This is a genomic window from Pseudomonas sp. TE3911 (assembly GCF_054062775.1).
The window spans coordinates 4,919,302-4,934,867 of record NZ_JBSSFP010000001.1 but is presented as its reverse complement, the minus strand read 5'-3'; the positions used below and the strand labels follow the sequence as shown (position 1 = coordinate 4,934,867).

The following is a 15,566-nucleotide window of genomic DNA, read 5'->3' as shown; positions in this document are numbered from 1 at the left end:
CCATGTCTGAACGGTTGATCCCCAGCGCTTGGCTTACACAATTCCCTCTGCTTCCCAATGAGCAGCTCTTCGTGGTGTTGGGCGCTGCCAGCGACGCCAATCCGCTTGCTGCCTGGCGAGCCACCTCAGCCGCATCGCTGCCCCAATCAATTTGGACAGGCACGGCTTACGCCGAATGGGAGGAGGTCATGCCTTACTTGGGCATCGTCGAACCTGACAGCGCCTTTCTTGAATGGGCTGCAACCACTGAAACAATGGATTGGGGGTGGCTGGCGGTATCTTCCAGTCCGTTAGACGTCGTCATCGCGCACCTCCAAAGTTTGACCAAGGTCTATCTGCCGGATGGCCAGGAAGTGTTTTTGCGATTCTGGGATGGCACCCAGTGTCTGCCGATGTTGCAGGGGCTAGGCGATGAGGCGGCAAAAGTATTGCCGGTGTTCCAGCGCTACTTGATCAACGGCCAGCCGCTGACGGTCGCGACGGGGCCTGCGACCGAGGCCAACACCAGCCCTTGGTGGCGAGTCCCCGCATCGCTCTTGGCACACCTGGCAGAGCAAGCACCGCAAACCTTGATCGACAACCTCTTGCAGTGGCTGCAAGAGCAGCGGCCCGACCTGTACACCGCCTTCACGTTGGCGACCTTGCAGCACAAGGTCGCTTATTTCGCTCGTCGGCCGGATGTCACCCATGGGGCGTTGGCCGAATATCTGGCCTTAGAGTTGAGTTGAGCCCAGCGCCTGTTGCAGGTCCTCGATCAAATCTTCAATCGCCTCGATGCCTACCGACAGGCGAATCATCTCCGGCTTCACGCCGGCCTTGGCCTGTTCCTGTTCGTTCATTTGTCGATGGGTGGTGGACGCGGGGTGGCAGGCCAGGGACTTGGCGTCGCCGATATTCACCAAGCGTTTGAAGATTTGCAGGGCGTCGTAGAAGCGCACACCTGCCGCGTACCCGCCCTTCAGGCCGAATGAAAGGATCGCCGAGGGTTTGCCTTGCAGGTATTTCTGCGCCAATGCGTGATGGGGGTGATCCGGCAGCCCCGCATAGCTGACCCATTCCACATCGGCATGGCCTTGGAGGAATTGCGCGACCTTGAGGGCATTTTCCGTATGGCGCTCCATGCGCAGGGCCAGGGTTTCCAGGCCCTGGAGCAGCAGGAAGGCGTTCATGGGCGCCAGTGCTGCGCCGGTGTTACGCAACGGGACGGTGCGCGCGCGGGCGATGAAGGCGGCGGGGCCGAACCTTTCGGTGTAGACCACGCCGTGGTAAGCCGGCTCGGGCTGGTTGAGGCCGGGGAATTTTTCCGGGTATTGGGTCCAGGGGAAGGTGCCGCTGTCGACGATCGCACCGCCCAGGGAGTTGCCATGGCCGCCGATGTATTTGGTCAGCGAGTGCACCACAATGTCGGCGCCGAACTGGATCGGCTTGCACAGGATCGGTGTGGCCACGGTGTTATCCACCATCAGCGGCACGCCGCGGGCATGGGCGACCTCTGCCAGGGCTTCGATGTCGATGATATTGCCCGCCGGGTTGCCGATGCTTTCGCAATACACCAGCTTGGTGTTGTCGTCGATCAGTTCGGCAATGGCCGCGGCGCTGTCGTCGCGGGCGAAGCGTACGTCGACGCCAAAGCTGGGCAGCAAGTGGGCGAACAGGGTGTAGGTGCCGCCGTAGAGCTGTGGCGTGGTGACGATATTGTCGCCGGCGCGAGTGAGGGTCTGGATCGCATAGTGAATGGCCGCGCTGCCGGCCGACACGGCCAGTGCCGCAATACCGCCTTCGAGGGCGGCGATGCGTTGCTCCAACACATCATTGGTGGGGTTCATGATGCGCGTGTAGATATTGCCGGGCACGTCGAGGTTGAACAGGTCGGCACCGTGCTGGGCGTTATCGAATTCGAAAGCGACGTTCTGGTAGATCGGCACGGCCACGGCCTTGGTGGTCGGGTCCGACTTGAAGGCGTGGTGCAGTGCGATGGTGGCGTCTTTCATGATTGTTATTGACCTCCCTGGATGGTGGATGGCCACAATAAATCCGCCTTGGCGCCAGCATTTAGATTTTTTTCAGTCCCCGTCCTGCTTTTACGACATAAGCACCGCCTGGCATGCAGCCCTGCACCTTTGCGCCCGTAGAAGGTAAACTTCGCCCCCTGCGCAGGAGCAACCATGAATTATCGTCACGCCTTTCACGCCGGCAACCACGCCGATGTCTTCAAACACCTGACCTTGACCCGCCTCATCGCCCTGATGTCGCGCAAGGAGCAGCCGTTCGCCTACCTCGACACCCACGCAGGGATTGGTCTGTACGACCTGCAAGGCGACCAGGCCAATCGCACGGGTGAGTATCTGGAAGGCATCGCGCGCCTATGGGGCGAAAGCGACCTGCCGCCGCTGACTGCCGATTACATGCGCGTGCTGCACGAGATGAATCCTGACGGTCAGTTACGCTACTACCCTGGCTCGCCGGAACTGGCGCGGCGTCTCACGCGCCCACAGGACCGCGTGTTGCTCAATGAAAAGCACCCGGAGGACGGCGTGCTGCTCAAAGACAATATGAAGGGTGATCGCCGCGTCAAAGTGCACTTGGGCGAAGGCTGGCATGTGCCGCGTGCCTTGCTGCCTGTGCCGGAAAAACGCGCGCTGATGCTGATCGACCCGCCGTTTGAAAAGCTCGACGAGATGCAACGCTGCGCCGCCTCCCTCAAGGAAGCCGTCAGCCGCATGCGCCAAACCGTCGCGGCGATCTGGTACCCGGTGAAGGATCAACGCATGCTGCGTCGCTTCTACCAGGACCTGGCCGGCACCGGTGCGCCGAAGTTGCTGCGTGTGGAATTGCTGGTGCATCCGCTGGACACGCCCAACACCTTGACGGGCTCGGGCCTGGCGATTGCCAACCCGCCTTGGGGTCTGGAAGAGGAATTGCGTGAACTGCTGCCGTGGCTGTCCAAGAAGCTTGGCCAGACCCAGGGTGGGTGGCAGATGGATTGGCTTATCGCCGAATAATCCTCGGCGCTGATCAAGTGTGGGAGGGGGCTTGCCTCCGATAGCGGTGGGTCAGCTACAGATGTACTGACTGACATTCAGCTATCGGGGGCAAGCCCCCTCCCACATTTTGATCTACGTCGGCTTTAGATCGGGCAGGTCACGCCGGTCCCGCCGATCCCACAGTAGCCCTGCGGGTTCTTCGCCAAGTATTGCTGGTGATACGCCTCGGCGAAGTACACCGTTGGGGCTTCTTCGATTTCCGTGGTGATAGCACCCAGGCCGGATTTGGTCAGCTCTTGCTGATAAGTCTCGGCACTGGCCTTCGCCGCCGCCAATTGCTCAGGCGTGGTCGCATAGACCACCGAACGGTACTGGCTGCCGATATCGTTGCCCTGGCGCATGCCCTGAGTTGGGTTGTGCAATTCCCAGAACATCTTCAACAGGTCTTCGTATTTCACTTTGGCCTGGTCATAAACCACCAGCACCACTTCACTGTGACCGGTCAGGCCGGAGCAAACTTCTTCGTAAGTCGGGTTCGGCGTGTAGCCGCCCGCGTAGCCGACCACGGTGCTGACCACGCCCTCGCGCTGCCAGAACCTGCGCTCCGCACCCCAAAAGCAGCCCAGGCCGAAGATGGCAAAACCCACGTCATCGACGAACGGGCCGAGCAGTGGGTTGCCGTTGACGAAGTGCGTCTCCGGCAGATTCATCGGGGTTTCACGACCAGGCAACGCTTGTTCTTGAGTAGGCAACACGTTTTTGTTCACCAGAATTTCCGAGCGCAAGACCATGATCAGTCCTCTCAGTCAGATTGAGTAAGGTAAGAATTCAGACAGCCAGTGTGCCCGAGTGTTACCGCGCTGTCAGGCGATTGGCCCGCGCGGGTAGCGTTTGAGCTTCTCAAGCAGCTCTGCGCCGGGGATTGGCCGGTCGAACAGGTAGCCCTGGCCCACGTCGCAGCGATGCCGACGCAGGAACGCCAGTTGCTCGGCGGTCTCGATGCCTTCGGCCACGACCTTGAGCTTGAGGTTGTGAGCCATGGCGATCACGGCCGAGGTGATTTCCATGTCGTCCTGGTTGTCCGGAATTTCATGGATAAAGCTGCGATCGATCTTAATGATGTCGATGGGGAATTTTTTCAGGTAGCTCAGCGACGAGTAACCAGTACCGAAGTCGTCCATGGCCAGGGTCAGGCCAAAACTCTTCAACTGATCCAGTTGCAGGCGCGTGTCTTCAGTGGCTTCCAGCAGCAGGCCTTCGGTCAGCTCCAGCTCCAGCAGGTTGGCCGGCAGCTCTTCTTCCTTGAGGATTGTGGCAATCGAGGCCACCAGGTCCGGGTCGGAGAACTGCTTGGGTGACAGGTTGATCGCCACCTGCAGGTTGCCCATGCCGGCGGCGCTCAGTTGCTTGCTCATGCGGCAGGCCTGGCGGGCGATCCATTTGCCGATTGGGATAATCAGCCCCGTCTCTTCGGCCACGCTGATGAACTGATCGGGACGGATCATGCCCTTTTCCGGGTGATTCCAGCGCAGCAGCGCTTCCATACCCAGCAACCGGCCGCTGCGCAGGCACAGCTTGGGCTGGTAGAACACGTCCAGTTCGTTCTGGGTCAGGGCGCGCCGCAGGTTGTTTTCCACGAACAGCTTGTAGCTGGCCTCGGCGTTCAGCGCCTCTGTAAACACCTGAACCTGGTGTTTGCCGTTGGCCTTGGCCTTGTGCAGGGCCAGGCCGGCGTTGCGCATCAGGGTCTGCGGGTCGCGCCCGTGCAGCGGCGCGCAGGCCAGGCCCACGGAACCGGTGACGCTGATCAATTGGTTGTCGACGAACATCGGTTTGTCGAGCGTCGCCAGCAATTGGCTGGCGACCTGCTGGCCGCTTTCCAGGTCGGTGTCGTCCAGCAACACCGCAAACTCGTTACTGGCAAAGCGCGCCAGGCTGCCGCTGGCACTCAGGCTGTTGCGCAGGCGGCGGGCCAGGCTGATCAGCAGCTTGTCGCCGGTCTGGTGGCCAAGGCTGTCGTTGATGCGTTTGAAGTTGTCGATGTCTACCAGCAACAGGCTGATCGGGCTATCGCTGTCGCGTGCAAAGCGTTCATCGAGGTTGCGGATAAACGCCGGGCGGTTGCCCAGGTTGGTCAGGTTGTCGGTATACGCCAGACGCTCGATGCGCTGCTGGGCGAGCTTGGTCTGGGTGATGTCTTCGTAGATGCCGATGTAGTGCGTCAGCTCACGGTTGTCGCCATACACCTTGGAAATCGACAACTGGCCCCAGTAGGGTTCGAGGTTCTTGCGCCGGCTCTTGAACTCGCCCTGCCAGCTGTTGCTCTTGGCCAGGCTCGATGGGGCGTCGAACAGCAATTCGCTGAGGTTTTCCAGGGCGGGCAATTGCGCCAGGCGGTGGCCGTGGACTTCTTCGGCGCTGTACTGGGTGATCGCGGTGAAGCTTGGGTTGACGTACTCCACCACGCCGTCGCAATTGACCAGCAGAAAGGCGTTGGCGCTTTGCTCCACCGCACGCTGGAACAAATGCAGGGCGCTGGTGGCAGTACGGCGGTTGTGGTTGTTGATCACTTGCGCGAACTGGTCCGCGAGCTCGCCGGCGAAGGCGATCTCGTCAGCCTGCCAGTCACGCGGGCTGCCGCACTGCTCCAGGCACAATACGCCGACCACTTGGCCGTCGACGCGGATGCTCGCATCGAGCATGGCGTGGATGTCTCTGTTGCGCAGATTCTCGGCCATTTCGCGGGTGCGCGGATCGCGCATGGCGTTGGTGGCGTCGATAGCGCGGCTGCTTTGCAAGGCTTCCAGATAATCCGGGAAGCGGCTGGCATCGATGGGTTCGGGCAGATGGTGCTGTTGGTTGTCGCGGTGGTAAGCCGAGATTGGCACCAGGCGCTGGTCTTCGAGGTTCCAGATGCTGGCGCAGTCGATCTGGTAGATATCGCAGGCGCTGCGCGTGATCAGCTCGGCGGCTTCCTGAAGCGAATTGTTGGCGGTGTAGCGCTGGCGGGCCAGCAACAGGATCAGTTCCTGCTGGGCGCGCACTCGTTCCAGGTGCTGCAATTGCTCCTGCTGGGCGCGCTGGTTCAGCTCCAGGGCGATTTGCAGGCGGCTGTTCTGGCTTTCCAGATCCTCGGTCGGGACGGGTAAGGGAAGCTCGCTGAACAGACCATCGACCACCATCAGGTAGCCGCGCAGCAGATGGCGATTGTGTTGTTTGTAGGCTTCGCCCATTTCCAGCAGGCTCAGGGGGCCGTCACTGGTGTGCAGGGTGTAGCGCACCAGGTAATGAGGGCTCTGGGTCAATTGCTGCTGGATGATGTCGTGCAGTTGATAGCGGGCCTGGGGTTCCATCAGGCTGGCGTAGGGCGTGCCGAGCAGGGCACACAACTCGACCGCAGGCAGGCCGAATTGGCGCTCGCAATTGGGGTCAAGGTACAGGAGAGCCCAGCTTGCCTCATTAAGCCGCTCGAAACGCAGCATACCGAGGCGCGAAGGCACCGGTAACTGCGTCACTACCTCGGCCGCCATACGGGCGACATCGGGTTGGCTTTTCATGGGGAGACTCACTTCAAAAAACGCGCACGGCGCAGGGCTCACGCCCTCTTTTTTTGTTGCCTGTGGCAAGGTTGCATCATGCGGCACAGACTGACAAGAGAGGATGAAGGCTAAGTGCTATAAGGGGGTTATCGGCCGGGCGAGGGATTTCTTCAATCGAGATGACAGAAGGTGTACAAACCTGTTCTGTCTGTATCGAAAAGCAAAAAAAGCCCCGCCAAATTGACGGGGTTGAGGTACGAGCGTGGCGCTCGGAAATCGGTGCAACCAAGTCTCCCCGGTGAAGGGGAGACCTGATCTGGCTTACAGCAAGATGGTGCGGATGTCGTTCAGCAGCTGGCTCAGACGCTGGGTAAAGCGTGCAGCGGCCGCGCCGTTGATCACACGGTGATCGTAGGACAGCGACAGTGGCAGCATCAGCTTCGGCTGGAACGCTTTACCGTCCCAGACCGGCTGGATGGTTGCCTTGGAAACACCCAGGATCGCCACTTCCGGCGCGTTGACGATTGGCGTGAAGCCAGTGCCGCCAATGTGACCGAGGCTGGAGATCGTGAAGCAGGCGCCTTGCATGTCGTCTGCGGTCAGCTTCTTGTCGCGGGCCTTGGCAGCCAACGCAGCCGCTTCTGCAGCGAGTTGCAGCAGGCTCTTCTGGTCGACGTTCTTGATGACCGGTACCAGCAGGCCGTCAGGGGTGTCTACAGCGAAGCCCACGTTGACGTATTTCTTGCGAATGATCGCTTTGCCGCTTGGCGCCAGTGAGCTGTTGAAGTCCGGCAGCTCCTTGAGCAGGTGTGCACACGCCTTGAGCAGCAGTGGCAGCACGGTCAGTTTCACGCCAGCCTTTTCGGCCACGGCTTTCTGCGCAACGCGGAAAGCTTCCAGGTCGGTGATGTCGGCCTGGTCGAACTGGGTAACGTGCGGAATGTTCAGCCAGCTGCGGTGCAGGCTCGACGCGCCGATTTGCATCAGGCGAGTCATTGGCACTTCTTCGGTCTCGCCGAAGCGGCTGAAGTCCACGACCGGGATCGGTGGAATGCCTGAGCCGCCGGTAGCAGCGCCGGCAGCCGGAGCTTCCTTGGCTTTCTGCATCATGGCTTTGACGTAAACCTGCACATCTTCCTTCAGCACGCGGCCATGTGGGCCAGTGGCCGACACAGCGTTCAGCTCGACGCCGAATTCACGGGCCAGTTGGCGTACCGCCGGGCCAGCGTGAACCTTGGCACCGCTTGGCGCAGGTGCAGCAGCAGCTGGAGCCGGTGCGGCCTCGGCTTTTGCAGCAGGTGCGGGTGCATCGGCCGGTGCAGCTTCAGCTTTGGCAGCAGCCGGAGCGGCGGCGGCGGGGGCTGGAGCGGCAGCCGGTGCGGCGCCTTGTACTTTCAGCTTGAGGATGAAGTCACCGGTGCCGACTTCGTCTTCCAGCTTGACTGCGATGCTTTCCACCACGCCGGCAGCCGGCGAAGGAATTTCCATGGAAGCCTTGTCGGATTCCAGGGTGATCAGCGATTGGTCGGCTTCGACGGTGTCGCCAACCTTGACCAACAGCTCGATGATCTTGGCCTTGCCCGACGAACCGATGTCCGGAACATGAATGTCCTGAACAGAGGCGGCGGCCGGTGCAGCAGCCGGGGCCGCAGGGGCCTCGGCTGCAGCGGCAGGCTTTTCAGCGGCAGGCGCTGGTGCAGCAGCGGCAGCAGGAGCCGCCGCAGGTGCAGCATCAGCGGCACCTTCGATTTCCAGCTCCAGCAGTTCGTCGCCTTCTTTCAGGCGGTCGCCCAGCTTCACTTTCAGGCTCTTGACCACGCCGGCCTTGGGAGCAGGGATTTCCATGCTCGCCTTGTCCGACTCCAGGGTCAGGATGCTCTGGTCGGCTTCGACTTTGTCGCCGACCTTCACAAACAGCTCGATTACTTCACCTTCACCGCTGCCGATGTCAGGTACGCGAATGAGTTCGCTCACAAAAAATCTCCTCAGCAGTCCAGTGGGTTGCGTTTTTCCGGGTTGATCCCGAACTTGACGATAGCGTCAGCCACCACCTTAGGTTCGATCTCACCACGGTCAGCCAAGGCTTCCAGGGCTGCCAACACCACGAAGTGACGGTCGACTTCGAAGAAGTGACGCAGCTTCTTACGGCTGTCACTGCGGCCGAAACCGTCGGTACCCAGGACTTTGAATTCCTTGGACGGGACCCACTGGCGAATTTGTTCAGCGAACAGCTTCATGTAGTCGGTAGAGGCAATGACTGGACCTTTACGGCCGGCCAGGCACTCTTCGACGTAGCTCTTCGCGGGTTTCTGACCAGGATGCAGGCGGTTGCTGCGCTCTACGGCCAGGCCGTCGCGACGCAGTTCGTTGAAGCTGGTAACGCTCCACACGTCGGCGCCGACGTTGAATTCGTCACGCAGGATCTTCGCTGCTTCACGCACTTCACGCAGGATGGTGCCGGAGCCCATCAGCTGTACGTGGTGCGCTGCTTCCTTGGTGTCTTCTTCGAGCAGGTACATGCCCTTGATGATGCCTTCCTCGACACCGGCCGGCATGGCTGGCTGCTGGTAGGACTCGTTCATCACGGTGATGTAGTAGAAAACGTCCTGCTGCTCTTCGGTCATTTTCTTCATGCCGTCCTGGATGATCACCGCCAGCTCATAGCCGTAGGTTGGATCAAAGGTGCGGCAGTTCGGGATGGTGGCAGCCAGGATGTGGCTGTGACCGTCTTCGTGTTGCAGGCCTTCGCCGTTCAGCGTGGTCCGGCCGGCGGTGCCGCCGATCAGGAAGCCACGGGTACGGCTGTCGCCTGCTGCCCAAGCCAGGTCGCCGATACGCTGGAAGCCGAACATCGAGTAGAAGATGTAGAACGGCAGCATCGGCTGGTTGTGGCTGGAGTACGAAGTACCGGCAGCGATGAAGGAGCTCATGGCGCCCGCTTCGTTGATGCCTTCTTCGAGGATCTGGCCCTTCTTGTCTTCCTTGTAGAACATCACCTGGTCTTTATCGACTGGCTCATAGAGCTGGCCGACGGAGGAGTAGATGCCCAACTGACGGAACATGCCTTCCATACCGAAGGTACGGGCTTCGTCCGGGATAATCGGAACGATGCGTGGACCGATTTCCTTGTCCTTGACCAACTGCGCGAGGATCCGCACGAAGGCCATGGTGGTGGAAATTTCACGGTCGCCCGAACCGTCCAGGATGGCCTTGAGGGTGCTCAGGTCCGGGGTCGGTACGGAGAAACTGTTGGCGCGGCGCTGTGGTACGAAACCGCCCAGTGCAGTGCGGCGCTCGCTCAGGTAGCGGGCTTCGGCGCTGTTTGGCTCTGGCTTGAAGAACGGCAGGTTTTCCAGCTCTTCGTCCTTGACCGGGATGTCGAAGCGGTCGCGGAACAACTTCAGGCTGTCGACGTCGACTTTCTTGGTGTTGTGCGCAGTGTTCTTCGCTTCGCCAGCACCGGTGCCATAACCCTTGATGGTCTTGGCCAGGATGACGGTTGGTTGTTCTTTGTGGTTGACCGCTTCGTGGTACGCCGCGTAGACCTTGTACGGGTCGTGGCCGCCACGGTTGAGTTTCCAGATCTCGTCGTCGGACAGGTCTGCAACCATTGCCTTGAGTTCAGGCGTGTTGAAGAAGTGTTCACGTACGAACGCGCCGTCTTTGGCTTTGTAGTTCTGGTACTCGCCGTCGATGACTTCGTCCATGCGACGTTGCAGGATACCGTCAACGTCCTTGGCCAGCAGTGGGTCCCAGAAACGGCCCCAGATGACTTTGGTCACGTTCCACTGAGCACCGCGGAACACGCCTTCGAGTTCCTGGATTATCTTGCCGTTGCCGCGAACCGGGCCGTCGAGGCGCTGCAGGTTGCAGTTGATGACGAAGATCAGGTTGTCCAGCTTCTCGCGGCCGGCCAGGGAGATGGCGCCCAGGGATTCCGGCTCGTCGCACTCGCCGTCGCCCAGGAAGCACCAGACTTTCTGCTTGCCTTCAGGGATGAAGCCACGGGCTTCCAGGTACTTCATGAAACGTGCCTGGTAGATCGCTTGAATTGGACCCAGACCCATGGAAACGGTCGGGAACTGCCAGAAGTCAGGCATCAGCCAAGGGTGCGGGTAGGACGACAAGCCGCCACCGTCGACTTCCTGGCGGAAGTTGTTCATCTGGTCTTCGGTGATGCGACCTTCCATGAACGCGCGGGCATAAACGCCTGGCGAGGTGTGACCCTGGAAGTAGATCAGGTCGCCGCCGTGTTCGTCGGTCGGGGCCTGGAAGAAGTAGTTGAAGCCGATGTCATACAGGGTTGCGCTGGAAGCGAAGCTGGAGATGTGACCGCCCAGGTCCGAATCTTTCAAGTTCGTGCGCATTACCATCGCCATGGCGTTCCAACGTACCAGCGAGCGAATGCGGCGTTCCATGAACAGGTCGCCAGGCATGCGTGCTTCGTGGGTAACGGGGATGGTGTTGCGGTATGGCGTGGTGATGGCGTAGGGCAGTTGCGAGCCGCTGCGGGTCGCGAGTTCGCCCATACGGGTCATCAGGTAGTGAGCACGGTCTTCGCCTTCTTTGTCGAGAACCGATTCCAGGGCGTCCAGCCATTCCTGGGTTTCGACGGGATCGAGGTCTTGCATGGCTTGCTCCAGGGCGGAAAGGCTACCAGAATCGGTTGCCTGAAGTTTGCGACTGGCCTTGTGGGCAGACGACATAAATTCTTGGATGGCCGAAGGTTGCTTCGGCGTCCTGTAGTTTTACTACAAATCGTCGGCCATTTCAGCCTTTCGAATGTATATACGAGTAGTAAAACTACACAAGACCGAGCGTATGGCTCGGTCTGGCTGGTGAGCATAATCGTTATTGTTGATCTTTTGCGAACAAGAAAAGGTAGAAGTTTAATGTTGTCTGCCAAAAACTATAAATTTTCAGCTATTTATAACCTTTGTTCGACAGTCCTTCATCGAGCGTGCTTCTTGCGTTCGCAGCAACAAGCCCATTACGCGCCGATCAAGGATAGACCATGAGCCTTCCAATGCTGGCCGAATTGCCGGCCATTCTCCTCCCAATTGCCCAGCGGGCCGAGCAGTCATTTCGTGACGCAGTGGCCGCGCTGGACGACGATCATGGACTTTGTACGTGGACGCCGCAACGCTGGGCCGACTTCACCCGGGTGTGCGCCGCCAGTGATTTCGTCATTGAACAGAGTGTTCGTGACCCTTTGATGTTGCTGGAGCTGGTGGCCTGGGGTGAGCTGGACCGCGGCTTTGCGCCGGGCGAGCTGTGCGGGCAAATTGCAGGCGCTGTGCAACAGGCTGAAACCGAAGACGAACTGGGCCGCGTATTGCGTCGCCAGCGCACGCGCCAGCAAGTACGGATTATTTGGCGCGACCTGACCCGTCAGGCTGATCTGGTGCAGACCTGTCGTGATCTGTCCGACATGGCTGACGCCTGCATCGACCAAGCCTACCAATGGCTGTACCAACGCCACTGCGTGCAGTTCGGCACGCCCACCGGCCGGCGCAGCGGCGAGCCGCAGCACATGGTCATCCTTGGCATGGGCAAGCTCGGCGCGGTGGAGCTGAACCTCTCGTCGGATATCGACCTGATCTTCGCCTACCCCGAAGGCGGCGAAACAGTGGGCGTGAAGCGTTCACTGGATAACCAGGAGTTCTTCATTCGCCTTGGTCAAAAACTGATCAAGGCCCTCGACCCCATGACCGTCGACGGTTTTGTGTTCCGCGTTGATATGCGCCTGCGTCCCTACGGTTCGGCCGGAGCGCTGGTGCTCAGCTTCAATGCGCTGGAGCAGTACTACCAGGATCAGGGCCGCGACTGGGAACGCTACGCCATGATCAAGGCGCGCGTAGTGGCAGGCGACCAGGTGGCCGGTGCGCAATTGCTCGATATGCTGCGACCGTTTGTGTACCGCCGCTACCTGGACTTCTCCGCCATCGAAGCGCTGCGCACCATGAAGCAGTTGATCCAGCAGGAAGTGCGGCGCAAAGGCATGGCCGACAATATCAAGCTCGGCTCGGGCGGTATCCGCGAGGTGGAATTCATCGCTCAGGCCTTCCAGCTGATTCACGGCGGTCGCGACCTCAGCCTGCAACAACGCCCGCTGCTCAAAGTGCTCGGTACCCTGGAGGGCCAGGGTTACCTGCCGCCGGCGGTGATCGCGGAGTTGCGCAATGGCTACGAGTTCCTGCGCTACACCGAGCATGCCATCCAGGCAATAGCTGACCGCCAGACCCAAATGCTTCCGAGCACTCCGGAAGATCAGGCGCGCATTGCCTTTATGCTGGGCTTTGCCGACTGGGCCGCATTCCATGAGCGCCTGATGCACTGGCGTGGTCGGGTGGACTGGCACTTCCGCCAAGTGATTGCCGACCCCGATGAAGAAGAGGGCGAAGAAAGCGAGTTGGTAGTGGGCGGTGAGTGGTTGCCGCTCTGGGAAGAGTCCCAGGATGAAGACGCCGCCTGCCGCCAATTGACCGAAGGCGGCTTCACTGACGCGCCCAGGGCGCTCAAGGCCCTGGCTGGTTTGCGCGGCAGCCCGCAGTTACGTGCGATGCAACGCCTCGGTCGCGAACGGCTGGATGCGTTTATCCCGCGCCTGTTGGCCCAGGCGGTCGAACACGCCAACCCGGACCTGGTGTTGGAGCGCGTGCTGCCGCTGGTGGAGGCCGTCGCCCGTCGCTCCGCTTACCTGGTGCTGCTCACGGAAAACCCCGACGCCCTGCGCCGCCTGTTGACCCTGTGCGCCGCCAGCCCGTGGATTGCTGAGCAGATCACCCGTTTCCCGCTGTTGCTGGACGAGTTGCTCAACGAAGGCCGCCTGTTCAAGCCGCCGCTGGCGCCGGAGTTGGCCGCCGAATTGCGCGAGCGCCTCACGCGTATCCCCGAGGACGACCTTGAGCAGCAGATGGAAGCGCTGCGTCACTTCAAGCTCGCCCACCGCCTACGCGTGGCCGCTTCGGAAATCGCCGGCAGCCTGCCGTTGATGAAAGTCAGCGACTACCTGACCTGGCTCGCCGAAGCCATCCTCGAACAAGTGCTGGCCCTGGCCTGGCGCCAGACCGTGGCGCGCCACGGCTCGCCGCAGCGGCTGGACGGCACCCTGTGCGATCCTGGGTTCATTATTGTCGGTTATGGGAAAGTCGGCGGGATCGAACTGGGGCATGGTTCGGACCTGGATCTGGTGTTTATCCATGATGGCGATCCGCAGGCCGAAACCGATGGCGCCAAGCCGATTGACGGCGCGCAGTTCTTCACGCGCCTTGGCCAGCGCATCATTCACCTGCTGACCACCCAGACCAACTCCGGTCAGTTGTACGAAGTGGATATGCGCCTGCGACCTTCCGGTGCGTCCGGTTTGCTGGTCAGTTCGCTGGGTGCATTTGATCGCTATCAACAAAATGAAGCGTGGACCTGGGAGCATCAGGCCCTGATCCGCGCGCGGGTGCTGGTTGGCAGTCAGGATGTGGGCCGTGCGTTCGAGCAGGTACGGGCTAAAGTGTTGGGGCGTGAGCGGGATCTGGCGAAACTGCGCCAGGAGGTCAGCGAGATGCGCACCAAGATGCGTGACAACCTGGGCACCAAGGCCACCACAGCCGGTACCGGCGCCAATGCCTTCGACGCCGCGGCCGTGTTCGACCTCAAGCAGGACGCCGGAGGTATCGTCGATATTGAATTTATGGTGCAATACGCGGCTTTGGCGTGGTCTGCCCAGCACCCATCGTTGCTGCGCTACACCGACAATATCCGCATTCTGGAAGGCCTGGAGCAGGTGGGGTTGATGCCCGCCGCCGATGCCCACCTGCTGCGCGAGGTGTATAAGGCCTACCGTTCCGCTGCGCATCGCCAGGCCTTGCAAAACGAGGCCGGTACGGTGGCGGGGGATCAGTTCGCCGACGAACGGCGACAGGTGATGCGCATCTGGCAGGAGCTGGGGTTGAGCTGAAACACTATTAGGGCGGGGAGGCATAAGCCTCCCCGCATCGTTTGTGGAAACTACATGAATATTCTGATCGTTGGGCCCAGTTGGGTCGGTGACATGGTGATGGCACAGACACTGTTCCAGTGCTTGCGCCAGCGCCACCCAGACTGCCAGATCGACGTGCTCGCTCCTGAGTGGAGCCGGCCGATCCTTGAGCGCATGCCCGAAGTGCGCAACGCCTTGAGCTTCCCGCTCGGCCACGGCGCTCTGGAGCTGGCAACCCGCCGTCGCATCGGCAAATCCCTGGCCGGCCAGTATGACCAGGCGATCCTGTTGCCCAACTCGCTGAAGTCGGCGCTGGTGCCGTTTTTTGCTGGCATCCCCAAGCGCACCGGCTGGCGAGGCGAGTTTCGCTACGTACTGCTTAACGATGTGCGCACGTTGGATAAGGCGCGCTACCCGCTGATGATCGAACGCTTCATGGCGTTGGCATATGAGCCAGGCACGGAGCTGCCCAAGCCGTACCCGCGCCCGAGCCTGCAGATCGACCCAGTAACCCGCGACGCGGCCCTGGCCAAGTTCGGCCTGACGCTGGATCGCCCGGTGCTTGCCCTGTGCCCTGGCGCCGAGTTTGGCGAGTCCAAGCGCTGGCCGGCGGAGCACTACGCCAAAGTCGCCGAGATGAAGATTCGCGAAGGCTGGCAGGTGTGGTTGTTCGGCTCGAAAAAAGATCATCCGGTGGGTGAAGAGATTCGCCAGCGCCTGATTCCTGGCCTGCGCGAAGAGTCGGTGAACCTGAGTGGCGACACGTCGCTGGCCGAGGCGATTGACCTGCTGTCCTGTGCGGATTCGGTGGTGTCCAACGACTCCGGCCTGATGCACGTGGCCGCAGCGCTGAACCGCCCATTGGTGGCCGTGTACGGTTCGACGTCTCCAGGGTTTACCCCGCCCCTGGCCGACAAGGTTGAAGTGGTGCGCCTGGGCCTTGAATGCAGCCCGTGCTTTGACCGTACTTGCCGTTTCGGCCACTACAACTGCATGCGCCAGTTGCTGCCACAGCCGGTGAACGAGGCTTTGCAGCGGTTGCAGGGCACTGCGGTCGAGGTTCACTGA

9 protein-coding genes are annotated in these 15,566 nt (G+C 60.8%); 4 read left to right on the top strand and 5 right to left on the bottom strand.

The features are described 5' to 3' along the window. The first annotated feature begins 2 nt into the window (after window positions 1–2). Complete coding sequence (locus tag ACVWXD_RS22375; protein ID WP_095186102.1) at window positions 3–728, top strand: DUF4123 domain-containing protein; 726 nt, start codon at window positions 3–5, stop codon at window positions 726–728. On the opposite strand, the gene ACVWXD_RS22370 is transcribed toward ACVWXD_RS22375, so the two are convergent. Next, window positions 714–1,991 (bottom strand): O-acetylhomoserine aminocarboxypropyltransferase/cysteine synthase family protein, encoded by a 1,278-nt coding sequence (locus tag ACVWXD_RS22370; protein WP_181643766.1) that lies wholly within the window; start codon window positions 1,989–1,991, stop codon window positions 714–716. The genes ACVWXD_RS22375 and ACVWXD_RS22370 overlap by 15 nt on opposite strands. 174 nt (window positions 1,992–2,165) lie before the next feature. Between ACVWXD_RS22370 and ACVWXD_RS22365 the strand changes: the two genes are divergently transcribed. Further along, entirely contained in the window at window positions 2,166–3,002 is an 837-nt protein-coding gene (locus ACVWXD_RS22365; RefSeq protein WP_016975658.1) for a 23S rRNA (adenine(2030)-N(6))-methyltransferase RlmJ, read from the top strand. 125 nt (window positions 3,003–3,127) lie between these two features. Here the strand turns inward: ACVWXD_RS22365 and msrA are convergent, their stop codons facing one another. From msrA to aceE, 4 genes are all read right to left on the bottom strand, one after another. After that, window positions 3,128–3,775, bottom strand: a complete 648-nt coding sequence (msrA, locus tag ACVWXD_RS22360) for a peptide-methionine (S)-S-oxide reductase MsrA (RefSeq protein ID WP_032890360.1) — start codon at window positions 3,773–3,775, stop codon at window positions 3,128–3,130. Between the two features lie 72 nt (window positions 3,776–3,847). Next, on the bottom strand, window positions 3,848–6,541 hold the full coding sequence (locus tag ACVWXD_RS22355; RefSeq protein ID WP_032890362.1) for a putative bifunctional diguanylate cyclase/phosphodiesterase: 2,694 nt from the start codon (window positions 6,539–6,541) through the stop codon (window positions 3,848–3,850). Between the two features lie 303 nt (window positions 6,542–6,844). Further along, window positions 6,845–8,497 carry a dihydrolipoyllysine-residue acetyltransferase gene (aceF, locus tag ACVWXD_RS22350; protein ID WP_457371332.1) on the bottom strand — a complete coding sequence of 551 codons (1,653 nt, stop codon included), beginning with the start codon at window positions 8,495–8,497 and terminating at the stop codon, window positions 6,845–6,847. 11 nt (window positions 8,498–8,508) lie between these two features. After that, a complete protein-coding gene (aceE, locus tag ACVWXD_RS22345) occupies window positions 8,509–11,154 on the bottom strand; it encodes a pyruvate dehydrogenase (acetyl-transferring), homodimeric type (protein ID WP_032890366.1) in 2,646 nt (881 codons plus the stop codon). Between the two features lie 383 nt (window positions 11,155–11,537). Here aceE and glnE point away from each other — a divergent pair, with 383 nt between their 5' ends. Together glnE and waaF are read left to right on the top strand one after the other, a co-directional pair. After that, the gene (glnE, locus tag ACVWXD_RS22340) at window positions 11,538–14,477 is read left to right on the top strand and encodes a bifunctional [glutamate--ammonia ligase]-adenylyl-L-tyrosine phosphorylase/[glutamate--ammonia-ligase] adenylyltransferase (protein ID WP_181640236.1); all 2,940 of its coding nucleotides are present in this window, start codon (window positions 11,538–11,540) and stop codon (window positions 14,475–14,477) included. A 54-nt stretch (window positions 14,478–14,531) separates the two neighbouring features. Next, complete coding sequence (waaF, locus tag ACVWXD_RS22335; RefSeq protein WP_179179609.1) at window positions 14,532–15,566, top strand: lipopolysaccharide heptosyltransferase II; 1,035 nt, start codon at window positions 14,532–14,534, stop codon at window positions 15,564–15,566.

What these genes read in the sequence shown, in the direction of transcription:
- msrA (WP_032890360.1), bottom strand. Translation starts at nt 3,775, where the DNA reads ATGGTCTTGCGCTCGGAAATTCTGGTGAACAAAAACGTGTTGCCTACT.
- aceE (WP_032890366.1), bottom strand. Translation starts at nt 11,154, where the DNA reads ATGCAAGACCTCGATCCCGTCGAAACCCAGGAATGGCTGGACGCCCTG.
- ACVWXD_RS22355 (WP_032890362.1), bottom strand. Translation starts at nt 6,541, where the DNA reads ATGAAAAGCCAACCCGATGTCGCCCGTATGGCGGCCGAGGTAGTGACG.
- ACVWXD_RS22375 (WP_095186102.1), top strand. Translation starts at nt 3, where the DNA reads ATGTCTGAACGGTTGATCCCCAGCGCTTGGCTTACACAATTCCCTCTG.
- waaF (WP_179179609.1), top strand. Translation starts at nt 14,532, where the DNA reads ATGAATATTCTGATCGTTGGGCCCAGTTGGGTCGGTGACATGGTGATG.
- glnE (WP_181640236.1), top strand. Translation starts at nt 11,538, where the DNA reads ATGAGCCTTCCAATGCTGGCCGAATTGCCGGCCATTCTCCTCCCAATT.
- ACVWXD_RS22370 (WP_181643766.1), bottom strand. Translation starts at nt 1,991, where the DNA reads ATGAAAGACGCCACCATCGCACTGCACCACGCCTTCAAGTCGGACCCG.
- ACVWXD_RS22365 (WP_016975658.1), top strand. Translation starts at nt 2,166, where the DNA reads ATGAATTATCGTCACGCCTTTCACGCCGGCAACCACGCCGATGTCTTC.